The following is a 21309-nucleotide window of genomic DNA, read 5'->3' on the forward strand; positions in this document are numbered from 1 at the left end:
TCCAAAACGTGTGGCAGTCAATGCCTCCCAAAAAGGCACCGCCAAGCGAATGGCTCGCTTCAAGCTCTGCGTTGCATAGTCCTCAGGTTTGGTGCGGGCCACAGGGGTAACGACAAACGACATCAACTGGTCGCGACCGACGCATTACAAATGGATTTCCATGTTTAGGTTCCGCATATAGCCCACATCCGTTGTGATGACCATCTCGGCCCCTGCGGAACCGACCCAACGCCAGGTGCGCCTGGCCACCCCTTTCACCGACCAAAAGCCAGGGACCTCCGGCCTGCGCAAGAGCAGTCGCCAGTTTGAGGAGCCCCACTACCTCGAAAGTTTCATCGAAGCGTCGCTTCGCACGCTGCCAGGTGTACAGGGCGGCACCCTTGTGGTGGGGGGCGACGGCCGTTACGGCAACCGCCGTGCCATCGACGTGATCCTGCGGATGGGCACCGCCCACGGCCTCAGCAAGGTGATTGTCCCCACCGGCGGGATCCTCTCGACGCCTGCCGCCTCCAATCTGATCCGGCAACGTCAGGCCATTGGGGGCATCATCCTTTCCGCCAGCCACAACCCGGGTGGTGAGAACGGTGACTTCGGTGTCAAGGTCAACGGTGCCAACGGTGGCCCCACCCCCGCCTCCTTCACAGATGCGGTATTCGAGTGCACCAAGACCCTGGAGCAATACACGATTGTTGAGGCTCCAGAAATCCCACTAGATGCCACTGGTCTTCACAGCATCGGCGCGATGCAGGTTGAGGTTATCGACGGCGTCGATGATTTCGTTGCCCTGATGCAGGAGCTGTTCAACTTCGATCAGATCCGCGATCTGATTCGCAGCGACTTCCCCCTGGCCTTTGACGCAATGCATGCCGTCACCGGACCCTACGCCACTCGCTTGTTCGAGGGGCTGCTGGGTGCACCGGCGGGAAGCGTGCGGAACGGCACACCCCTGGAAGACTTCGGCAATGGTCACCCCGACCCCAACCTCACCTACGCCCACGATCTGGCTGAACTGCTGCTCGAGGGAGATGAGTATCGCTTCGGCGCTGCCTGCGACGGCGATGGCGATCGCAACATGATCCTGGGCCAGCGCTGCTTTGTGAATCCCAGCGACAGCCTCGCCGTGCTCACTGCTAACGCCACGCTGGCTCCGGCCTACGCCGAAGGCCTGGCCGGGGTGGCGCGTTCAATGCCCACCAGCGCTGCAGTGGATGTGGTGGCCAAGGAGCTGGGGATTGACTGCTTCGAAACCCCCACAGGCTGGAAGTTCTTCGGCAACCTGCTGGACGCAGGCAAGATCACCCTCTGCGGTGAAGAGAGCTTCGGCACCGGTAGCAACCACGTGCGCGAAAAAGATGGCCTCTGGGCCGTGCTGTTCTGGCTGCAGATCCTGGCCGTGCGCCGCTGCAGCGTCGCCGAGATCATGGCCGAACACTGGAAGCGCTTTGGACGCCATTACTACTCGCGTCACGACTATGAGGCCGTCGCCAGCGACGCCGCCCATGGCCTCTACGACCGCCTCGAATCCATGCTGCCCAGCCTGGTGGGCCAGGCCTTTGCCGGAAGCACCATCAGCACCGCAGACAACTTCAGCTACACCGACCCCGTCGATGGTTCCGTGACGTCAGGCCAGGGTCTGCGGATCCTGTTGGACGACGGCAGCCGCGTTGTGATTCGCCTCTCCGGCACCGGCACAAAGGGAGCAACGATTCGCGTCTACCTGGAGAGCTATGTGCCCAGCAGCGGCGACCTCGACCAGGATCCCCAGGTCGCCCTGGCCGAGATGATCAGCGCTATCAATGACCTGGCGGAGATCAAGCAACGCACGGGCATGGATCAACCCACCGTGATCACCTGATCCGGGTCCGTCACTCCTGACATGCCAAAGCCACCCCTCTGGGTGGCTTATTGATTGCTGTGGATAAACACCCAGCGACCACGACCGTGATCGAAAGACTGCAAACCGTGCTGAGAACCGGTTTGGTGATGAAGTTATTGGAAGCAGACATCGATCAACCTCAGTTCGCCTTGGCGGGTTGCACCTGCACAGGCATCCCGTGTCTGAGGTTCAGCAGGTTGGTGGTGGCCACCTTCTGATTCAGTTTCAGGCCCTTAGTGATTGGGTACAGGTTGTTCTCCAGTTCGCCCACCATGACCGGCGTCTGTAAGGCGAACTGCGCGTTCGCGGGAAGCTTGCCGGCCTTAATTCCCAGCTCCAGCCTCTTTAAATCCGCCTTGCCAGGGTTCGCCCTTAGCTCATCGAAACTTCCGAGGCGGAAGACAAAGCTCTGACCCGAGGTCTGGGTGACAGCGGCAAAGGGAACGGCCAGTTCTTCCTCGGCCTTGATCTGCACTCGCGTATGCAGTCGCAAACCATCCCGAAGTTTTCTGTCGGTATTTGGGAAAACTGCCGTAACGAGCAGCCCTTGAGTGTTGGGGTTGATGCGTGGATCAATTGATTCCACTGCGCCTGTGGCAATTATTTCTTCACTGCCAGGGGCCATCAGCAAAACAGGCTGGCCCTCCTGCAGCCGGGCCGAGAAGATCGCCGGCACTTCCACCCTTGCTTCCAGTTCATTGTTCTGGACCAGGCTGGTGAAGACCTGGCCCTGCTGGATCACATCACCCACTTTCACCTTCACGTCAGCGACCGTGCCGGCGGAGGGTGAAGTGAGATTGCTGTAACTGAGCTTGGCCTTCGCTTCGATGTACTGAGTCCGGTAGCGATCCAACTCCTTCTGCGACGTTGCTCCCACTTCAGCCAGGTAGGCATAACGCTCGTAATTGGCTTTAGCAGTGTCGGCGTTGGCCTTTTCCTTGTCTTGATCAAGCACCAGCAGAAGCTGACCGGCATCCACCTCATCACCTTGGCGAATCTTCAGCTGCTCAATTCGTCCACCCGATTGAGCAGCCAACTCCACAAGGTTGCTTGCCTCGAGCGTGCTGACGGTATCAATTCCCTCGGTGAATTCCACCAGCCGAGCAGCAGCAGCCTGAACCTTCGGCGGCGGCGGCAGCTTTGGTGCTTCGCTCCTGCAGGAACTAACCGTGATCAGAGCCGCGACGGTAAGCAGGAGGCGCTGCAGATGAGGCACGACAAAAAGGCTTTGAAATGGATTATGAGGTGGTCATAAGGTAAGAAACGGGCCGGCAAGATTTGCAAGCCTGGAAACAGGCAGACTCAAAAAGCGTCCGATTTGGACCAGCTCAAGCACTGATTGAGAACTTCAGGGACACTGGGGTATCGCCGATGGTGTGTTGGCTCAGGACCTCTTCGCTTTTCACGGTGAGCAACAACGACGGCGGCTGGCCCCCCTGGCCGACCGCATGCGGCCGCGCACACTGGAGGAATTTGAAGGTCAGAGCGGAATCCTGGCCGACGGACGGCTCCTACGCCGTGCCATCAAGGCCGATCGGGTCGGCAACCTGATCCTGCATGGCCCGCCCGGGGTCGGCAAAACCACCCTGGCGCGGATCATTGCCAACCACACCCGCGCCCACTTCAGCAGCCTCAACGCCGTGCTGGCCGGCGTCAAAGACCTACGGATCGAGGTGGATGCTGCACGCCAACGCCTTGAACGGCATGGCCTGCGCACGATCCTGTTCATCGACGAAGTGCACCGCTTTAACAGTGCCCAGCAGGATGCGCTGCTGCCATGGGTGGAGAACGGCACCGTCACTCTGATAGGTGCCACCACAGAAAACCCCTATTTCGAAGTCAACAAAGCGCTGGTCAGCCGCTCTCGGCTGTTTCGTTTACTGCCACTAGAGCCGGATGATTTGCAGCGGCTGCTGCAACGGGCTCTGGCGGACGCTGAGCGGGGCTATGGCGACCACGCCATCGTCATCAACAGCGATGCCGCCAAACATCTCGTTGATGTGGCGGGAGGAGACGCCCGCAGCCTGCTCAATGCCCTTGAACTGGCGGTGGAGAGTTCCGAACCCGATGGCGACGGAGTGATTCAGATCAACCTGGCCATCGCCGAGGAATCGATTCAGCAGCGGGCTGTGCTCTACGACAAACACGGCGATGCCCACTACGACACGATCAGCGCTTTCATCAAATCGCTGCGGGGCTCCGATGCCGATGCGGCGCTGTTCTGGCTTGCACGCATGGTGGAAGCCGGTGAAAACCCCCGCTTCATTTTTCGGCGGATGCTGATTGCAGCGGGGGAAGACATCGGCCTGGCCGATCCGCAGGCCATCGTTGTGGTGGAGGCCTGTGCCGCAGCCTTCGAACGGGTGGGGCTGCCCGAAGGCCTGTATCCCTTGGCCCAGGCAGCGTTGTACTTAGCAGGCACCGAAAAGAGCAACAGCCTTCTGGGCTTCTTTGATGCCCTCAAAACCGTGCGCGATGCGCAAAAACAGGACGTGCCCGGGCATTTGCGCGATGCCAACCGGGATGGAGCCGCCTTCGGCGATGGCGTGGGCTACCGCTACCCCCATGCCTACGCAGAACACTGGGTGGAGCAGCAATACCTCCCCATACCCCTGCAAGGCGAGGTGTTCTGGCAGCCCGGCCAACTCGGTTGGGAGGGGGAACGACGCGAGCGGATGGCGGAACGCCGGGCAGCCCAACTCGCCGCGGCCGCGGAACTGGCGGCCGACCAGCCTTTGCTGTTGAGCAGCGGGCCCCAACGTCCGGGCGTGGAACGCTGGGTGCAGCGCCAACTAGGGCAGGAGGGGGAGCGACTGCAGCGCCTGCGCGAGCGGCTCTGGCGGGAGATCCCCTGGACCCGTCGAGATCGGGTACTGCTGCTGGGGATGCGCTCGCTGATATGGGCCCTCGATCCATTGAGGGCCACCCCGGAAGGAGGCGTGACCGTGCTTTGCGAGAACGAAGCCGACCGCAGCCGGCTGGAAGCGCAGATGGATCTGCTCGAGCCGGAGCATCGACCAGAGCTGTTAACCGGCAACCTCGATGCTCTGCCCGAAAGCCAAGCCTTCGATTGGATCGGAGGACGACTCGCCGCAGCCGATCTTCAAAGGCAGAACTGGACGGAGCTGCTGGAGACAATCAACCAACATGCCGAGCCCACTACGGGGTTACGGCTGCTGATCAGCCGCGCCGAACTGGGGCCTGCCGGTGCATTGCTGCAAGACGGCGATCCAACAGAGCTCTTCAGCGATCTTGTGGCTCAAGAACAGCAATGGCTTGAGCGGCAGCAGCGTCCGGACGAGTTATTTACAAACGCCGGCTGGCAGCTCCGTTGTGAAGAGTGGCTGGAAAATCTCACGCTTCCAGGGGGCAACGAACTGGCTGAGCGATGGCTTGCCGAAGGGTCGCCCTACCGGCAGGCCATGGGGGAGATCAGCAAGGAGGTGATGACGCAGCTGCGCCAATCGTTGAACGACTTGGGCGAGGTCGGCCTGCGACTGCCGATGCGCCATCTATTGATCCAAGGCGAGCGCGGCACGCCATCAAAAAAAACCGCCGAAGCCTGGGCTGAAACAAAGAGATCAGAGCTCTGAATTGGCTTTGATGCAAGCAGGCAGGAAGACGTACCAGGACAGCAGAGAAGTGGACTGAGCTCCGCTCACCTTGTCAGGAGCACAAACCCTCTGCCTGCCGTCATTCGGTCCTTTATCGGATATACGGAAGGCGACGGGCAGCTGTTTCATGATGCCAATTGAGCTAATAAGCCCATCCTTGGCATCCGCGATGATGGCGGCCCGTAGAGCCGTTGCCGCCGTCGCCTTTTGGCGCCAATAAGGGACATAAGACCTTGTTTGATCATCCAGGAAGGCTTTACCAGAGTCGGAATAAAGGAACCGGGATACACCGGCGAGGTCAACTGCATAGGTCTTGTTCAAACCAAAACGGAGCTCTTCAGCAGTCCAGCCAGACATCCGAATGGCGTCCTCAAGAGCACGGTCTGTGACCTCGCCGTCAACAAGAAAGGATTCGAGCTCGCTGTAAGTGGTTGTGCTAACTGAGCCACCCGTGTTCCAGCGCACCGGTTGCTGAATACCTGCTTTTGAAAACGGTCCAGGAATGACCGCGAGGTACGTACAAAAAACAAGAGATGCCAGGGAACCTGCGATTTGCTCAACCCGGATCCGCGACGCCATGGCCCAACAGCTGCAGGTTGATTGCAACGTAGGCAGCACGGACAGTCTTGTCCTGAGGGCCGTACGCTGCCGCCACTGACCAAGCCCTTTCCGTGAGTCTGCAAATCGGCGACGCCGCCCCCGACTTCACCCTTCCCGATCAAAACGGTGATCCCATCAGCCTCGCTTCACTGCGCGGAAAGAAGGTTATTCTGTACTTCTATCCCAAGGACGACACCCCGGGCTGCACCAAAGAAGCCTGTAACTTCCGCGATCGCTGGGAGCAACTGAAAGCCAACAACATCACCGTTTTGGGTGTCAGCAAGGACGGAGCCACCTCCCACAACAAATTCATTAACAAGCACGAACTTCCCTTCACCCTGCTCACCGATGAGGAGCCCTGTGCCGTGGCCAGCCTCTATGAGAGCTATGGGCTGAAGAAGTTCATGGGGCGCGAATACATGGGCATGATGCGCCACACCTTCCTGATCGATGAAGAAGGAAAACTCGAGCGGATTTATCTCAAGGTAAAAGCGGCCACCATGGCCGACACCCTGATCAGCGATCTCGGGCTGAGCTGAGCCCAGCCCCCAGGCTCAGCAGTGCTTGTAACTGAAGATCACCCTCCAGCTGCAATAGCTCCGTTGCACCGGACCAATGACGCTTCAACAGGGCAGCGTCCCCACCGCAGATCCACAGCAAGCCTTGGGAATGCTGCTGAGCCGCCGCAATGGAGGCCAACATCGCCTCCAGAACACCGCGCTGCATGGCGGCCACGGTTTGCCGTGGGAAGAGCTCTTGCAGAGCGTCGTTGTCGAGATCCTCAGGGGTTGATGGCAAGCCGAGGGTTCCATCGGCCATGGCCTGGAGCTGGAGCCGATAGCCAGGGATCAGCTGTCCGCCTCCAAAACAGCCGTCTGCCGTCACCCGGGTGAGGCTCAACACGGTGCCGGCATCCACCAGAAGCAACCCCCTGGAACAGTCGAGCTGTTGCTCCTGACTGCAACGCCAGGCCATCCAAGCCCCGAGAGCGCGATCCACCCCCAACCAAGGAGGAGCCTGAGGCAAGGGCACATCCTCAAGGCGAATGCGCAGATCCTGGTGGGCCATGAGCGGCTCCGGCACCGGCCCCACCGCCGCCCAGACCGGAGGGTTGGTCCCGATGCGACCAGGGTCAGGAGGACCATGCTCAATGCGGACAGTGTTGCCTTGGCGCTGGGCCCAATGCCAACGGCTGTTACCAATCAGCAGGGCGCGGCCGACGTCCTGTACAGACCCTGTCACTCAGATGCCTTCACCCATCAGCCCTTCATTCACCTCCTGTGGCAGATGAATTCCACACTCCTGCTTCAATCCACCGAAGCGGGTGTCGCGGCCACTCAGATCGCCAACATCAGGACCACTGGAATGCCAGTCGCCGACCGTGGAATAACCCTGTTCAAACAATGGATGCTGGGGAAGGTCGTTGTCCTGCATGTAGTAGTACACATCGCGCTTGGTCCACTCGAGCAGGGGGCGCAATGACCAACGCTCCCGAATCGGATCCAAAGCGGTCATTGCGCGGCGGTGATCGGTCTGGCCACGCCGCACGCCGCTGGCCCAGCAGCGTGTGTTCAGGTCGTTGAGGGATCGCTCCAGGGGTTCAACCTTGCGGATCCGGTGATAGGTCTCCAGGTCTTCCACACGACCGGACTCCCAAAGCCGCCCGTGCAGGGCCTCCATCCGAGCCGGGGACATCTCGCTCTGACTCACCACCAGACGAATCCTGAGCTGCTGGGTGAGTTGATCGGCATAGGTGTAGGTCTCTGGAGGCAGATAACCGGTATCGATCCAGATCACCGGCACAGCATCACCGCCGGGGAGGGTCCTCAGCATGTGCAGGAGAACAGCCGATTGGATCCCGAAACTCGTGGTGAGAGCAAAATTCTCACCGAACTGTTCCAACCCCCAGGCCAGACGCTGCTGCGGCTCCATCGACTCCAGCAGCTTGCGTCCTTCGAGCAACTCGTTTTGCACCGCCATGGGCACCATGACCTCAGGAGCCTCCGTCATCACGCCATCTTCCCTTGTCGCGGGACCGGGTGTGGTTCCTATCGTTTGAGAACCGGCAGATCCCTTCATGCGTTCACCCTCGTCCCCATCGGATGCCGTGGTGATCGTTGGCGGTGGATTCGGAGGCCTGTTCACAGCACTTGCTCTTCAGCGACGGCAGCCCAACTGCCCCATTGTTCTGGTCGAACCGCGGGATCGCTTCCTCTTTCAACCGCTGCTGTACGAACTGCTCAGCGATGAACTTCAAAGCTGGGAGGTGGCCCCCCGCTACGACCAACTGCTGAACAACGGCATCTGCTGGATCAAAGACAGCGTTGTTGGCATCGATCAAACCAGCCAAAGCATCGAACTGGCCTCCGGAGACCGCTTGGGATGGTCACAACTGGTGCTGGCGACGGGCTCGAAAGCCAATGATTTCGGCATTCCAGGCGTCAAGGAACACAGCTCCGGCTTCCGTGACCTCAGCGATGTGAGCCGCCTCAAGCAATGGCTCAACACCCTGCACCAGCAACGGGATGGAGAGGCCGGGCTGATCATTGTTGGCGCGGGACCCACCGGCGTGGAACTGGCCTGCAAGCTGGCGGATCTGATCGACGGTGCTGCCAGCGTTCGCCTGGTGGAGATGGGCGATGAAATCCTTCCCGGCAGCACAGCATTCAATCGCGAGCGGGCCCAGGCAGCACTGGAACGCAAAGGGGTGGTGGTCCAGCTCAACACCAGCGTGAGTGAAGTGAAATCCAACACTGCTGTTCTTGCCAACGGTGCTGTTCTGCCTCACTCAGGCCTGATCTGGACCGCAGGAAGCAGTCCCACCATCCCCTCCATCTCACCCACACCCGTGCTGGAACGGGGGCGCCTGGCCGTTGACGATGACCTGCGCCTGGTGGGCTGCACCAACACGTTCGCCCTCGGGGATCTCTCAGCCCGGCCTGGCAGCCCATGGCCCGCCAGCGCCCAGGTGGCGATGCAACAGGGCGATGCCACGGCCGCAGCCATCGCGCAGCTGCGGATGGAGGAGGAGCCACAACCCTTCCAGTTCGAGGACCGAGGCGAAATGCTCAGCCTCGGTGTCGGTGAGGCCACCCTCACCGGCATGGGGCTCACCTTGGCCGGCCCCTTGGCCTTCCAGTTGCGACGGGCCACCTATCTCACGCGTCTGCCAGGGATCTCTCTGGGTCTGCGCTCTGCAGGTGCCTGGTTTTTGAACCGGTGAAGCAATCTCACCTCGGCGGGCGTTGCCGTGGTCTGCGCCCGAGCCAGCAACGGCAGCTGGAGCGGTTGAGTCATCGCCGTCATCCCGAAGACTGCGGCGCCGATCTCCTGAGCCTCGAACGCTTGGCCGAGCTGGTGCTGGATCTGGAGATGGCATTGCACCTGGTGCTGGATGGCCGTGGCCTCTGTCGCCTGCTCTGGCTGGGGCCTCTCACCGGCAGCGATTCGCTGCAGCAGCATCTGCCGGGGACGCCGCGGCGGAGCAGCGGGGGTTGGCGACTGATCAGCTGCCCTTTCGCCCGCAAAGGGCTGAATTCAGATCCCCGCGACGCCGTGGTCGCCCTTGATATCGCTCCTCGGCACTGGCTGCGCTTTGCACCCTGCCCAGGGGCCGATGGAGCTCGCCCGGCCGAACTCTTGATTCCAGACCCGTCTCAAGCCGATGGCTGGAGACTGTTTGAACAGGGCGACTTGAGGGATCTTTGCGTCCTCACACCGGACGAACCCCATCCCGAAAGCAATAGTGCCGCAACCGGAGACGAGCGGGTGCTTCTGCTCACGCTCACCAGTGGCGATGAACAGCGCGACCAGCGGGATCTGGCTGAGCTGGAAGGCCTGGTGCGCAGTGCCGGTGCCGAGCCAGTGGCCCGGACCAGCCAGCGCCGGGGCCAAACCAATCCCCAGACGCTCTGGGGTTCCGGAAAACTTCAGGAAGCCGCCCTCGAGATCCGCCGCTGCCAGGCCTCCCTTGTCATCACCGACAGGGAGCTCACCCCCGTGCAGGCCCGCAATCTGGAACGGCTGCTCAGCTGCCCGGTCTCCGACCGCAGTGAGCTGATCCTCGACATCTTTGCCCAGCGGGCCGGCAGTGCTGCAGGGAGACTTCAGGTGGAACTGGCTCAGCTGCGCTACCGGCTGCCGCGCCTGCTGGGACGGGGCAGCAGCCTGTCGCGGCAGGGCGGCGGCATCGGCACGCGCGGCCCTGGAGAAACACAGCTGGAAAAGGACCGTCGAGCCATCAGCCGACGCATCGAACGACTGCTTCGAGATCAACGCCAACTTCAATCCCACCGCAGCCGCTTGCGGGATCAGCGGCGTGGTCTGCCGCGGGTGGCTCTTGTGGGCTACACCAACGCGGGCAAATCCAGCCTGCTCAATGCCTTGTGCGGCAAACGAGCCAGTGATCGCGTTCTGGCGGAAAACAAATTGTTCGCGACCCTTGACCCCACCACCCGCAAACTCGACCTTCCCTGCCCTGGGGCACGCCCCGAACGGTTACTGCTCACCGACACGGTGGGCTTCATCCGCAATCTCCCCGCCCCACTAGTAGAGGCCTTCCGCGCCACGCTGGAGGAGGCGCTGGATGCCGATGTGCTCCTGCTGGTGGTCGACCTTGCTGACCCCGACTGGCAAGGCCACCTGGACACGGTGCATCGGCTGCTCGACGACCTTGGCAGCACCGCCCTGCGACGGGTGATCGCCAATCAGATCGACCGCTGTAAAGCAACTGAGATCGAGATGATTCATCAGCGGGAACCCGACGCCCTGTTCCTGTCGGCGGTGCGGGGCGATGGGCTGCAGGGCCTGAAACAGTGGCTGCGGGAGCAATTTTTTGATCCCGGGGCAGAATCGCCACAATTGATGACTGGCGACTCGCCGCCATGGCTGAGCTGAGCAGCGCTCTTCAAAACCCTCAGGCCTTGATCACCCTGGGCGTGTTGGCTCTGGCAGTGGTGCTGTTTATCACCGGGTTGATTGCACCGGAGCTCACCGGCTTGCTGAGTTTGAGCCTGCTGATCGCTACCGGGGTGCTCAATCCCCAGGAGGCTCTGGCGGGGTTCGGTAGTCCTGCACTGATCACCCTGTTAGGCCTGTTCCCGGTCTCCGCGGCACTGTTCAAGAGCGGTGCCCTGGATCGACTCAGAGATCTGATCGCCTCGGAGCGGATCCGGTCTTCGCGGCGTCTGATCGCACTAATGGCCTTCGTGATCGCCCCGGTGTCAGGGATTGTTCCCAACACCCCCGTGGTGGCCTCGCTTCTGCCCGTGGTGGAGGGCTGGTGCCAACGGCGCGGCATCTCGCCATCTCGGGTGCTCTTGCCCTTGTCGTTTTCAACGGTTCTGGGAGGCACCCTGACGCTACTGGGCAGCTCGGTGAACCTGTTGGTGAGCGACATCAGCGAGCAACTGGGCTACGGCTCCCTAGATCTGTTCAGCTTCACGCTGATCAGCCTGCCGGTCTGGCTGGCCGGGGCCACCTACCTGGTGATGGCTCCGAGAGTGCTGTTACCGGACCGCGGTGCCACGACGGATGACCTGGGAAACACCAGCAAAACGAGCAGCTACTGCACAGAAGTGCGCATCCCCCCCGACTCGGAGCTGGTGGGGCACTCACTGCTGAACAGTCGGCTGCAGCGCCGTTTCGACGTGGACGTTCTGGAGCTGCAACGCGGTGGAGAGCGGCTGCTGCCCCCCCTGGCGGACCGTCGTCTTGAAGCCGGCGATCGTCTGCTGCTGCGGGTCACCCGCCCCGATCTACTGCGTCTCCAGCAGGATCACACGGTTCAGCTCACAACTCAGGGGCAGAACGCCGGGTTCAGCATCTACACCGAAGAATCAAGCGGTCAGAAGACCGTGGAAGTGTTGCTGCCGGCTGGTTCCACCCTGGCCGGCGCCAGCCTGCGGGAATTGCGATTCCGGCAACGCCACAACGCCACAGTGCTCGCGCTTCGCCGCGGCCAGGAGACTGTTCAGGAACGCCTCGGCCAGGTGATCCTGCGGGAGGGCGATGTGTTGCTGTTGCAGGCACCGATCGACTCCATCCGCGGCCTGCAGGCCAGCAACGACCTCTTGGTGCTGGATCGACTGGAGGATGACCTTCCCACCGTGCGGCGCAAGCCCGTGGCCGTCAGCATTGCTCTGGCGATGCTGCTGCTGCCGACGCTCACCCCCATTCCCCTGGTGGCGGCTGCGCTGTTGGCCATGGTGAGCGTGGTCGCCACCGGTTGCCTTCGCCTTGGTGAACTGCAGCGCTCGATCCGGCTGGACGTGATCCTGTTGCTGGGATCCCTCACCAGTTTCAGCGTGGCCATGCAGAGCACGGGCCTCGCCGATGCCCTCGCCCTAGTGCTCCAGCAGGGGCTGGCGGGCTGGCCGAGCTATACCGCTTTGATGGTTGTCTTCATCGGCACCACGCTGCTCACCCAGGTGATGAGCAATGCCGCCTCGGTGGCCCTGCTGGCGCCTGTCGCGGTGCAACTGGCCCCATCACTTCAGCTGTCTCCCACCGCCTTGCTGATCACAGTGCTGTTCGGTGCGAGTCAGTCGTTTCTCACGCCCGTCGGGTACCAGACCAATTTGATGGTGTTCGGTCCAGGCCGTTATCGCTTTCTCGACGTCACCCGCTACGGAATTGGCCTGACGCTGATCATGACCATCATCGTGCCGGCCTTGATTCTCTGGCATTACGGCGGATCCTGAACAACACTGGTCAGATCTCGCCCGCTCCTGTGCCGATCGGAAGAGCCATCGAACGCACCCAGGGCTGGCATCGTCGGCTCACGGTTCCCCAGTTCACCGTGGTGACTGGATTGCTGGTGGTGCTGATCGGCACGTTGCTGTTGGCCACTCCGCTGTGCTCCTCTAGCCGCGTGGGGCTTTGGGAAGCTCTGTTCACGGCCACATCAGCCATCACCGTGACGGGCCTGTCGATCATCGACATCGGCAGCGATCTCACGACCTTCGGCCAGGCGGTGCTGGCCCTGATGATCCTGGCGGGGGGCCTTGGCTTGATGGCCATCACCACATTTCTCCAGGGCTTTGTGGTGCAGGGGACAGCCCTGCGTCGCCGGTTGGATCGGGGGCAAGCCCTGGATGAATTTGGCGTTGGGGGCGTTGGGCGCACGTTTCGTGGCATTGCCCTGACGGCGACGCTGGTGATCCTGGTGGGAGCTGTGATCCTGTATCACTTCGGCTTCGATGACATCCCCAACCAGGGCGAACGCCTCTGGGCTGCGGTGTTCCACAGCATCTCGGCCTACAACAATGCGGGATTCGGACTCTGGAGCGACAGCCTCGAGCGCTACCGCAGCAATGGGGTTGTGAATGCCGTGGTGATGCTGCTGATCGTGGCCGGCGGCTTGGGGTGGCGGGTCACCAGCGATCTGACCACACAGCTGCTGCGCAGACGGCGAAGCCGGCGGCGGCTGAGCCTGCACTCCCGCCTGGTGCTGCGCACCACCCTGCTGTTGATCGTCTTCGGGGCAGGGGGGCTGGCCCTGACGGAATGGTTGAACCAGGGGGAGGTCTTCGCGGGCATGCCCTGGTCTGAGCGGTGGCTCACAGCCCTGTTCAAATCCGTCACGGCACGCACAGCAGGCTTCAGCACCCTTCCGCTCTCGCTCGACACCGTCACCGAATCAAGCCTGCTGTTGCTGATGGTGCTGATGTTCATCGGGGCCAGCCCTGGCGGCACCGGTGGCGGGATAAAAACCACCACCGTGGCCGCCTTGATGGCGGCCACCCGCTCCACCCTGCGGGGCCGGGAGGTGGTAGTGATCCGCAACAGAAGCATCAGCGACAAGGTAGTGCTGAGAGCCGTCGGCATCACGGTGGGCTCCCTGCTGTTCGTGATGGCCATGGCGATGCTGATCAGCATCGCCAGCAATTTGAACGGGAAGGATTCATTCACCTTTATGGAAATGCTGTTCACCTGCATCTCCGCTTTTGCCACGGTGGGCCTGGACCTGGGAGTCACCATCGAACTCCCCCGTTTCGGCCAGGCGGTGCTGATGGTGGGAATGTTTGTGGGACGGCTGGGGATCCTCTTGCTGCTGAGTGCGATCTGGGAAGCGATGACGCAGGAACAAATCCAGATGAATCGCCAGAATCGAGTCGGTTACCCCAGCGAGGATCTGTATGTCTGAGCGCGATCAGCGGGGGAGGCAGCGATGAAGGAGTGGTGGCAGTGGAGCCCGGCCCAGGGCAGCGAAAGACTCGGCTTCGCGATCATCGGCGTAGGCCGTTTCGGCATCGCCGTTTGCCGGGAACTGCTTCAGAACGGAGCGGATGTGCTGGCCGTGGACCGCTCTGAGCGGGCGGTGGATGAACTGCGTCAGGTGGAGCCCAGCGTGGAGGCCCGCGTCGTGGACTGCACCGATGAAGAGGCCCTGCGCGAAGCCGGCGTGCTTGAAATGGGCACCGTCGTGGTGGCGATCAGTGAACCGATCGAGGCCAGCATCACCGCCACCTTGATCGCCAAAGACAGCGAGGGCAGCCGCGTGCGCCAGGTGATCGCAAGGGCAACGAGCGACCTCCACGAAAAAATGCTGAAGCGGGTGGGGGCCGACCGGGTGATCTTTCCCTCGCGCATGCAGGGTGAGCGCCTGGGTCTTGAACTGGTCCGCCCCAACCTGATGGAGCGGCTGGCCCTGGATGAACAGCACTGCATCGAGGAGATCAAGGTTCCGGAACCGTTTGTGGGGCGGTCGCTACGGGATCTGAATCTGCGCAAGAACTTCAGGGTGAACGTGCTGGCGGCAGGACCGCAAAGCAGCCTGATGGTCAACCCACCGGCATCCCACGTGCTGGAGGAGGGGCACCTGCTGGTGGTGATGGGACTGGTGGACGACCTGCAACGGCTCCCCAAAAACTGAGCCGATGCACTGCCTCGGGCTGATGAGCGGAACCAGTGCTGACGGTGTGGATGCCGTGCTGGTGCACCTCGACGGCCCACCTCAACATCCGAAGTGGTCCTTGCTTCGCCACCACCATCAGCCCTATCCGCTCGAACTTCAGCAGCAGGTGGTGGCAGCCGGCCAGGGTGCACCGATGCCGGCATCCCGATGGCTGGAGCTGGCGGAAGCCATCACGGAGGTTCAAGCCCAAGCAGTGAAGGCCTGCGACCCCGATGCAACGGCTGAGCTGATCGGTTGCCATGGCCAGACGGTCTGGCACCGCCCGCCGGCCCAAGGGGCACGGGGGGCCAGTTGGCAGATTCTTCAGGCCCCGCTGCTGGCCCATCTGCTGCAAAGGCCGGTGGTGCATGACTTCCGCGCCGCTGATCTGGCGTTAGGGGGACAGGGAGCACCGCTCGTGCCTCGGGCCGATGCGGCACTGCTGGGGCGCACGCAGGGCTGGCGGGCAGTGCTGAACCTGGGCGGCATTGCCAACCTCACCCTTATCCCCCCCTGCGGTGGAGTGGATCGGCATGCCGCGATCTTGGGATGGGACTGCGGCCCCGCCAACAGCCTGATTGACCTGGGCATGCGCCAGTTCACCAATGGCGCCCAAAGCTTCGACAAGAGTGGAGCGATGGCAGCTCAGGGCCATGCGGATGAGGGCTGGATCCAGCGGTGGCTCCAGGAGGAGTACTTCCAGCTGGCACCACCGAAATCCACGGGACGGGAGTGTTTCGGGCAGGACGACCTCAACCGGCGGCTACGTCAGCTCGGTGGAGCCTCAGCGGCAGATGCCATCGCCACCCTGACGGCCTTTTCCGCCGCTGTGGTTGCCCAAGATCTGGCACGTCTGCGGCAGAGCGTTGGGATCGCACCGATCGAACTGATCACAGCCGGAGGTGGCAGCCAAAACCCGGTGTTGATCGATGAGCTGCGGCGGCGCTGCCGAGGAGCACAAATCGATACGAGCAGCAGTCTGGGGGTGCCGACGGAAGCCCGAGAAGCGCTGGTCTTCGCGTTGCTGGCCTGGTGGCACCACAGGGGGCATCCCGGCAATGTGCCCGCTGTCACCGGAGCCTCTCAGGAGGCCGTGCTTGGCACGCGGGTGGAGCCGGCCTAACCGGGCCGGTGCAGGCGCAGGCGCCGGGGGGCGCCCCGCAGACGGCGGGGCTGCTGTGATTCCAGGGCAGACCGCAGGCGCTCCTCGCGGGTCGGCGCCGGTGCGGACGCCTCTAACTCCTGCTCATGGCGCTGAACCCCCTGCTGGATCAGCACCCTCGCCATATTGCTCACCGTGCGGGATTCCAGCTCCGCCATCGCCGTGAGACGCGCACAGAGATCCTCTGGCAGAACCACCTGAATTCTCGGGGACTTGGGCTTCCCGCTGGATGAGGTCTGACGGGTGGGCACGACCGGATCCCCTGGGAGGGGCTCTGCTACTAAAAAGTGTACAGAGATGGTCAAGGGTAGTATCCATGACTATGGTGGGGGCATTGGTCCTCCTCGGAGTACCCCATGACCCAAGCCACACCTCGCTCCCGTCGCAGCCCAGCCGGCACCCGCGCTCGGTCCCGACGCCCCCGTCGCAGCGCTGAAAACAGCGACGTGCTGGTGTCAGCCGTGATCAGCACCTATCTGCTGACCCACCTGCACCACGTGTTGCAACGGGCCGAATACGGCGCTTCCCAGGAAGGGCGCAGCACCCAGGCCGCCAACTACGCCCAACTGCGCAAGGTGCTCTGCATGGACGCCCGCAGCATGAAGGACGCCTCGGCCCTGGGACAGCACGATGACGGCCTCGAACAAGCTGCCTGACAAGACTCTCGGTGCTGAATAGCGTTTGAGCAGTTGCTCAGATCGAGATGGCTTCCAACGCCGCATCGCTGTACGCCCGAATCAGCAGCAATACGGAACAGACCCAGGCCCTGTTCCGTCAGGCGCTCCAGGATCCCAACGGCGCCATGGCCAGCATCTGCAGCCTGGGCGACCAGCTGGGGCTACCTGTCACGACCCAAGAAGTGCGCGACTATCTGGCCAGCCTTGACGACGACGACAGCAAGCGCTGGCTGATCAAGGCGAGAGGCGGTCTTTGAGCTCGGGGGCTTCGGGCATCAGACGCGCCTGGGGCTCAGCGCGCTCACGGCGTTCGTAGCCGCCACCTCCGGCCCAACTGAAGAAGAGCAGATAACTCACAATCGCCAATCCTGCGGCCACCACGAGCGCGGCCAGCTGCTCCAGTTTCAGCATGGCCACCAGCCTCCGGGAACCTTCACCAGTTTGCCGACAGGGATGATGGAGGGCATCACGCCTTCCGCCGGTGCTGCGACTCGAAAACGTCAGCAAGATCTACCCCACGGGGGAAGTGCTCCGGGCCGTGACCTGGGAGGTGAAACCCGGAGACAGGATCGGCCTGGTGGGGGTGAACGGCGCCGGCAAGTCCACCCAGATGCGTTTGATCGCCGGACACGAAGAGCCCACCAGCGGCCAGGTGGTTCGGCAAGGGGAGCCCCGAATCGCCTATCTCCAGCAGGAATTCGACGTGGACCTGGAGCGCACCGTGCGCCAGGAACTGTTTCAAGCCTTCGGCGAAGCGGCCGAGGTAATGAACCAGCAGAAGCAGGTGGAAGAGGCGATGGGCTCCGAACGGGCTGCGGAGGATCCCGACCATCTGGACCAGTTGATCCAAGAACTGGGAAAGCTGCAAAGCCGTTTCGAAGCACTGCATGGCTACGAACTCGATGCCCGCATCGACAAGCTCCTGCCCACGATCGGCTTCACCCCGGAGGGCGCTGAGCTGCAGGTGAAGGACTATTCCGGGGGCTGGCAGATGCGGATCGCCCTGGGGAAAATCCTGTTGCAGGAACCGGATCTGCTGCTGCTGGACGAACCCACCAACCATCTGGATGTCGAAACCATCCAGTGGCTGGAGAACTACCTGCTGGAGCAGAGCGCAGCCCTTGTGGTGATCAGCCACGACCGCACCTTCCTCGACAGGGTCTGCAATCAGATCGTTTCCACCGAACGGGGGGTGTCCCGCAGCTACCTCGGCAACTACACCGCCCACCTGGAACAGAAACAACTGGAGCGGGAGGCCACACAGGCGGCCTTCGAACGGCAACAGAAAGAGATCGCCACGCAACAGGCCTACATCGATCGCTTCCGTGCCAGTGCCACCCGCAGCACCCAGGCCAAGAGCCGTGAGAAGCAGCTGGACAAGGTGGAACGGGTGGAGGCGCCGATCGAATCCGTGGCCGGGCCGAGTTTTCAGTTCCCTCCTGCCCCGCGCTCCGGAGCCCAGGTTGCCCTGATCGACAACGTCACCCACAGCTATGGAGACAAAATTCTGTTCCTGGGGGCTGAACTGGAGGTGGAGCGGGGTGACCGCATTGCCTTCGTGGGCCCCAACGGTGCAGGCAAGTCCACCCTGCTGCGCCTGGTGATGGGGGTTGAGCCCCCTGATGAAGGCAGTGCCCGGCTTGGGGAGCACAACGTGATTGCGGGGTACTTCGAACAGAACCAGGCCGAAGCCCTGGATCTGTCCAAGACCGTGATCGACACGATGTACGAAGCGGTTCCCGACTGGACCCAGACCCAGGTTCGTTCGCTGCTGGGCAGTTTCTGCTTCAGCAACGACACGGTGTTCAAGGAAGTCGGGAAGCTCAGCGGCGGAGAGAAAGCCCGTCTGGCCCTAGCCCTGATGCTGCTCACCCCATGCAATCTGCTGGTTCTGGATGAGCCCACCAATCACCTCGACATCCCCGCCAAGCAGATGCTCGAGGACGCCTTGATGGCCTACGAGGGAGCCGCGCTGCTGGTCTCCCACGACCGCTATTTCATCTCCCGAGTTGCCAACCGCATCGTGGAACTGCGGGACGGCGAGCTGGTGTTGTATCGCGGGGATTACAACTATTACCTCGAGAAGAAAGAGGAGGAAAGGGCAGCCACCAAGGAGAAAGAACTGGCTGCAGAACGGGAAGCCAAGCGGAGGGCCAACAAGGAAAAGCAGAAGGCACGCGACGCCCGCCGTAAAAAGGCGGCCTGACTGGCATCAGGCGACGGCAACGAAAACTTCACACAGGTTTAGGCAGGAAGACTTATTTCTCTTTACCTGCTGTTTTCATCTGCATAGGCTGACAAAACTGACCTTCCAGCCCCGATGAGCATGGTTTCCGGCCCCGGCAACAGCGAACCCGTTGGCGGTTCAACAGCCCCCGGTCCGCCCCCCCATGAGCAGACCTGGGACGCCGTGGAAACCTATTTTCAGTGCATCACCACCTGTTCGCTCGACGATGGCGACTGCATCACCCAATGCGTCGAACAACTGAGGGACGCCGACGACGCCTGAGCCCAAAGCTTCAGCCAGGGGCCAAGGCCGACAAATCGACGGGCTTGACGTTGATCGAGACCCGCTTCTGAGCTCGCTGCACCTCGAGCACAACCGTGGCACCGACACCGCGGCGTTCAATGGCACTGACCACCGCAGCTGGGCCCGCAACTGCCTGGCCATCGAAGCGAAGGATCACATCCTCCACCTTGAGCCCAGCGCGGTCCGCCGGCCCTCCAGGTTGAACAGCGCGAATCACCGCACCTGGCGGCACCGGGGATGTGGGGGTGGGCCGGGGCACCGGCGACAGACGGATGCCGATCACCGGATGACGGGCCTTTCCGCTGGCCACCAGCTGCTGGGCAATGGTTCGAGCCCGATTGATCGGAATGGCAAAACCTAGACCCGCCCCAGGCCCTGATCGCACCAAGGTGTTGATGCCGATCACCTCACCATCGGCATTGAGCAGTGGCCCACCCGAATTACCAGGATTGATCGCCGCGTCGGTCTGAATCAGGTCAAGACGTTTGCCGGAAATTCCCAACTGAGCAACGTTGCGGTTGAGGTTGCTAATGATTCCCAGAGTCACCGTGCTCTCCAGGCCAAAGGGATTGCCCACGGCAATCGCCCAGTCGCCCACGCTGAGCCGGTCGGAATCGCCCAGATCCGCGACCGGCCAGGGCCCGGAGCCCACCAGGCGCACCACCGCGAGATCGGTGAGGCTGTCTTTGCCCACCACTCGGGCAGGCACCCTCCTGCCATCGGAGAGGTCCACGGTGAGTTGATCCGCCCCCTCCACCACATGGGCATTGGTGAGCAACAGGCCCTTGGCATCGAAGATCACTCCACTGCCTTGGCCACGCTGCACCCTGGAGCGCGGTGCTGTGGCGCGTGGGATGGCGAAGAAGTGGCGAAACAAAGGGTCCTGCATCAGGGCCGGCGGCACACCCGCAACACTGGACTGATTGACGGTCCGCGCCGTCTCCAAGCTGACCACTGCCGGACCACTGCGCTTCACAGCGGCAGCCACAAACGAGTCGCGACGGATCTCCGGGCGCGCCTCGGCTTGCAGAGAGCCAACGATCAAGGGAAGCGACGACACGCCGGCCACCAGCACTCCCCCCGCCAGAGCAGAGGCGACAAACGAGCGGGACGGGGAGTTGACCACAGCTTCAGGGCGATCGGCTGCCTCGACGCTACGCAGAGCAGATCCGAAAACAGCCACGTTCCGTGTCAAAGCTGTGACCACATGCGACCGGGGTCCCGATAGCGTGAGAATGAAGACATTCAGCTGGGTCGGAGGGTCATGCTCGGTTCGCTGTTTCCGCTCATCTACGGAGCGCTGTTCGTGGCCCTGTTGTGGCAGGCCTTCCGCGTGATGAGCAAGGGTTTCCGCGCTGCCAGCGGTCCGATCAACAGCACGCCCAGCAACGTTCCGAACGACCGCACAGGCCAGGTCACCGTCCACCCAGAACTGCTGGATAGCGAGGGACGCATCACGGAAGAAGCCCTGCTGACGGTGCGCTTTGGCGGTGACGATGACGAAGCCTCGACGGCCGCTGGACCCGGCACTGAATAAATTGGGCGCTTGAAGTCGACAGGGGTCGCCTGAGTGGATCAGAGAACACGCATCGTTGCCGCGGTCATCAAAGGCCTCAAGCTGCCCCCACGGTTTCGGCTTCGGCTGATGAAGGAAGACCCCGTCCGCCTGGAATTGAGCCTGACTCCGGCCTACGGCAAGGACCCCATCACCGTGGGACTTGTGGAATCTCTGGACCTGGTGGCCCGTCGTGACCGGGAAGGCCGGATCCCCCGCGACCTTCAGGGCACCTGGGACTGGACAGTCCGCCATGGCCAGGTGAGCACCGGAGGCTGGAACCCTTATCTCAAGGAAGCCCTGCAGACCATGTTCGAGACCGGTCTCCCGGCCATCGTGTTTGAAGAACTCACAGGAGAGGAGTACCACCCCGTGGATGGGACCCGCCACGTGCGCTGA

Annotated in this window: 22 protein-coding genes; 15 read left to right on the forward strand and 7 right to left on the reverse strand. The window is 62.3% G+C overall.

The window, feature by feature from the left end:
* Window positions 1-196: 196 nt before the first annotated feature.
* A complete protein-coding gene (locus tag AAXE93_RS10585; RefSeq protein ID WP_390130613.1) occupies window positions 197-1855 on the forward strand; it encodes an alpha-D-glucose phosphate-specific phosphoglucomutase in 1659 nt (552 codons plus the stop codon).
* A 160-nt stretch (window positions 1856-2015) separates the two neighbouring features.
* Here AAXE93_RS10585 and AAXE93_RS10590 read toward each other — a convergent pair whose 3' ends face one another.
* Complete coding sequence (locus AAXE93_RS10590) at window positions 2016-3092, reverse strand: efflux RND transporter periplasmic adaptor subunit (protein ID WP_390130615.1); 1077 nt, start codon at window positions 3090-3092, stop codon at window positions 2016-2018.
* A gap of 163 nt (window positions 3093-3255) precedes the next feature.
* Here AAXE93_RS10590 and AAXE93_RS10595 point away from each other — a divergent pair, with 163 nt between their 5' ends.
* Window positions 3256-5469 (forward strand): AAA family ATPase, encoded by a 2214-nt coding sequence (locus AAXE93_RS10595; protein ID WP_390130617.1) that lies wholly within the window; start codon window positions 3256-3258, stop codon window positions 5467-5469.
* On the opposite strand, the gene AAXE93_RS10600 is transcribed toward AAXE93_RS10595, so the two are convergent.
* Window positions 5458-6069: an alpha/beta hydrolase gene (locus AAXE93_RS10600; RefSeq protein WP_390130619.1), complete on the reverse strand. Its 612-nt coding sequence runs from the start codon at window positions 6067-6069 to the stop codon at window positions 5458-5460. The two genes, AAXE93_RS10595 and AAXE93_RS10600, sit on opposite strands and share 12 nt — an antisense overlap.
* Window positions 6070-6161: 92 nt before the next feature.
* On the opposite strand from AAXE93_RS10600, the gene bcp reads away from it, so the two are divergent.
* On the forward strand, window positions 6162-6629 hold the full coding sequence (bcp, locus tag AAXE93_RS10605; protein WP_390130621.1) for a thioredoxin-dependent thiol peroxidase: 468 nt from the start codon (window positions 6162-6164) through the stop codon (window positions 6627-6629).
* Here bcp and AAXE93_RS10610 read toward each other — a convergent pair.
* Both AAXE93_RS10610 and AAXE93_RS10615 read right to left on the reverse strand, forming a co-directional pair.
* Window positions 6607-7332 carry a type III pantothenate kinase gene (locus AAXE93_RS10610; RefSeq protein WP_390130623.1) on the reverse strand — a complete coding sequence of 242 codons (726 nt, stop codon included), beginning with the start codon at window positions 7330-7332 and terminating at the stop codon, window positions 6607-6609. The genes bcp and AAXE93_RS10610 overlap by 23 nt on opposite strands.
* Entirely contained in the window at window positions 7333-8100 is a 768-nt protein-coding gene (locus AAXE93_RS10615; RefSeq protein WP_390130625.1) for a phosphoadenylyl-sulfate reductase, read from the reverse strand. It abuts the gene before it with no gap.
* A gap of 67 nt (window positions 8101-8167) precedes the next feature.
* Here AAXE93_RS10615 and AAXE93_RS10620 point away from each other — a divergent pair, with 67 nt between their 5' ends.
* The 6 genes from AAXE93_RS10620 to AAXE93_RS10645 are packed head-to-tail and all read left to right on the forward strand — an operon-like array spanning window position 8168 to window position 16109.
* A complete protein-coding gene (locus AAXE93_RS10620) occupies window positions 8168-9313 on the forward strand; it encodes an NAD(P)/FAD-dependent oxidoreductase (RefSeq protein ID WP_390130627.1) in 1146 nt (381 codons plus the stop codon).
* On the forward strand, window positions 9310-10986 hold the full coding sequence (gene hflX / locus AAXE93_RS10625; RefSeq protein ID WP_390130629.1) for a GTPase HflX: 1677 nt from the start codon (window positions 9310-9312) through the stop codon (window positions 10984-10986). Before AAXE93_RS10620 ends, hflX begins: the two co-directional genes overlap by 4 nt.
* Window positions 10974-12791, forward strand: coding sequence for an SLC13 family permease (locus AAXE93_RS10630; RefSeq protein ID WP_390130631.1), 1818 nt, complete (start codon window positions 10974-10976; stop codon window positions 12789-12791). Before hflX ends, AAXE93_RS10630 begins: the two co-directional genes overlap by 13 nt.
* Before the next feature lie 29 nt (window positions 12792-12820).
* Window positions 12821-14236 (forward strand): TrkH family potassium uptake protein, encoded by a 1416-nt coding sequence (locus tag AAXE93_RS10635; protein ID WP_390130633.1) that lies wholly within the window; start codon window positions 12821-12823, stop codon window positions 14234-14236.
* Window positions 14237-14260: 24 nt separating this feature from the next.
* Entirely contained in the window at window positions 14261-14965 is a 705-nt protein-coding gene (locus AAXE93_RS10640; protein WP_115131749.1) for a TrkA family potassium uptake protein, read from the forward strand.
* Between the two features lie 4 nt (window positions 14966-14969).
* The gene (locus AAXE93_RS10645; RefSeq protein WP_390130635.1) at window positions 14970-16109 is read left to right on the forward strand and encodes an anhydro-N-acetylmuramic acid kinase; all 1140 of its coding nucleotides are present in this window, start codon (window positions 14970-14972) and stop codon (window positions 16107-16109) included.
* Here the strand turns inward: AAXE93_RS10645 and AAXE93_RS10650 are convergent.
* Window positions 16106-16399: a hypothetical protein gene (locus AAXE93_RS10650; RefSeq protein WP_011365246.1), complete on the reverse strand. Its 294-nt coding sequence runs from the start codon at window positions 16397-16399 to the stop codon at window positions 16106-16108. The genes AAXE93_RS10645 and AAXE93_RS10650 overlap by 4 nt on opposite strands.
* A gap of 105 nt (window positions 16400-16504) precedes the next feature.
* On the opposite strand from AAXE93_RS10650, the gene AAXE93_RS10655 reads away from it, so the two are divergent.
* Together AAXE93_RS10655 and AAXE93_RS10660 are read left to right on the forward strand one after the other, a co-directional pair.
* On the forward strand, window positions 16505-16804 hold the full coding sequence (locus AAXE93_RS10655) for a hypothetical protein (RefSeq protein ID WP_170950927.1): 300 nt from the start codon (window positions 16505-16507) through the stop codon (window positions 16802-16804).
* A 47-nt stretch (window positions 16805-16851) separates the two neighbouring features.
* Complete coding sequence (locus AAXE93_RS10660; protein WP_390130638.1) at window positions 16852-17082, forward strand: hypothetical protein; 231 nt, start codon at window positions 16852-16854, stop codon at window positions 17080-17082.
* Here AAXE93_RS10660 and AAXE93_RS10665 read toward each other — a convergent pair.
* Complete coding sequence (locus tag AAXE93_RS10665) at window positions 17060-17242, reverse strand: hypothetical protein (protein ID WP_390130672.1); 183 nt, start codon at window positions 17240-17242, stop codon at window positions 17060-17062. The genes AAXE93_RS10660 and AAXE93_RS10665 overlap by 23 nt on opposite strands.
* 64 nt (window positions 17243-17306) lie before the next feature.
* Here AAXE93_RS10665 and AAXE93_RS10670 point away from each other — a divergent pair, with 64 nt between their 5' ends.
* Both AAXE93_RS10670 and AAXE93_RS10675 read left to right on the forward strand, forming a co-directional pair.
* Window positions 17307-19031, forward strand: a complete 1725-nt coding sequence (locus AAXE93_RS10670; RefSeq protein ID WP_390130640.1) for an ATP-binding cassette domain-containing protein — start codon at window positions 17307-17309, stop codon at window positions 19029-19031.
* 114 nt (window positions 19032-19145) lie between these two features.
* Window positions 19146-19334, forward strand: coding sequence for a hypothetical protein (locus tag AAXE93_RS10675; RefSeq protein ID WP_390130642.1), 189 nt, complete (start codon window positions 19146-19148; stop codon window positions 19332-19334).
* Window positions 19335-19344: 10 nt separating this feature from the next.
* Here AAXE93_RS10675 and AAXE93_RS10680 read toward each other — a convergent pair whose 3' ends face one another.
* Window positions 19345-20517 (reverse strand): trypsin-like peptidase domain-containing protein, encoded by a 1173-nt coding sequence (locus AAXE93_RS10680; RefSeq protein WP_390130671.1) that lies wholly within the window; start codon window positions 20515-20517, stop codon window positions 19345-19347.
* 102 nt (window positions 20518-20619) lie between these two features.
* On the opposite strand from AAXE93_RS10680, the gene AAXE93_RS10685 reads away from it, so the two are divergent.
* Both AAXE93_RS10685 and AAXE93_RS10690 read left to right on the forward strand, forming a co-directional pair.
* A complete protein-coding gene (locus tag AAXE93_RS10685; protein WP_390130644.1) occupies window positions 20620-20892 on the forward strand; it encodes a DUF2973 domain-containing protein in 273 nt (90 codons plus the stop codon).
* A gap of 33 nt (window positions 20893-20925) precedes the next feature.
* Window positions 20926-21309: a hypothetical protein gene (locus AAXE93_RS10690; RefSeq protein ID WP_006851931.1), complete on the forward strand. Its 384-nt coding sequence runs from the start codon at window positions 20926-20928 to the stop codon at window positions 21307-21309.

The organism is Synechococcus sp. HIMB2401 (genome assembly GCF_042883245.1).
Classification (GTDB): domain Bacteria; phylum Cyanobacteriota; class Cyanobacteriia; order PCC-6307; family Cyanobiaceae; genus Parasynechococcus.

Coding starts and splice junctions, on each gene's coding strand:
- AAXE93_RS10585 (WP_390130613.1), top strand. CDS start 197: ATGACCATCTCGGCCCCTGCGGAACCGACCCAACGCCAGGTGCGCCTG.
- AAXE93_RS10600 (WP_390130619.1), bottom strand. CDS start 6,069: ATGGCGTCGCGGATCCGGGTTGAGCAAATCGCAGGTTCCCTGGCATCT.
- AAXE93_RS10615 (WP_390130625.1), bottom strand. CDS start 8,100: ATGACGGAGGCTCCTGAGGTCATGGTGCCCATGGCGGTGCAAAACGAG.
- AAXE93_RS10620 (WP_390130627.1), top strand. CDS start 8,168: ATGCGTTCACCCTCGTCCCCATCGGATGCCGTGGTGATCGTTGGCGGT.
- AAXE93_RS10630 (WP_390130631.1), top strand. CDS start 10,974: ATGGCTGAGCTGAGCAGCGCTCTTCAAAACCCTCAGGCCTTGATCACC.
- AAXE93_RS10640 (WP_115131749.1), top strand. CDS start 14,261: ATGAAGGAGTGGTGGCAGTGGAGCCCGGCCCAGGGCAGCGAAAGACTC.
- AAXE93_RS10645 (WP_390130635.1), top strand. CDS start 14,970: ATGCACTGCCTCGGGCTGATGAGCGGAACCAGTGCTGACGGTGTGGAT.
- AAXE93_RS10655 (WP_170950927.1), top strand. CDS start 16,505: ATGACCCAAGCCACACCTCGCTCCCGTCGCAGCCCAGCCGGCACCCGC.
- AAXE93_RS10660 (WP_390130638.1), top strand. CDS start 16,852: ATGGCTTCCAACGCCGCATCGCTGTACGCCCGAATCAGCAGCAATACG.
- AAXE93_RS10675 (WP_390130642.1), top strand. CDS start 19,146: ATGAGCATGGTTTCCGGCCCCGGCAACAGCGAACCCGTTGGCGGTTCA.
- AAXE93_RS10685 (WP_390130644.1), top strand. CDS start 20,620: ATGCTCGGTTCGCTGTTTCCGCTCATCTACGGAGCGCTGTTCGTGGCC.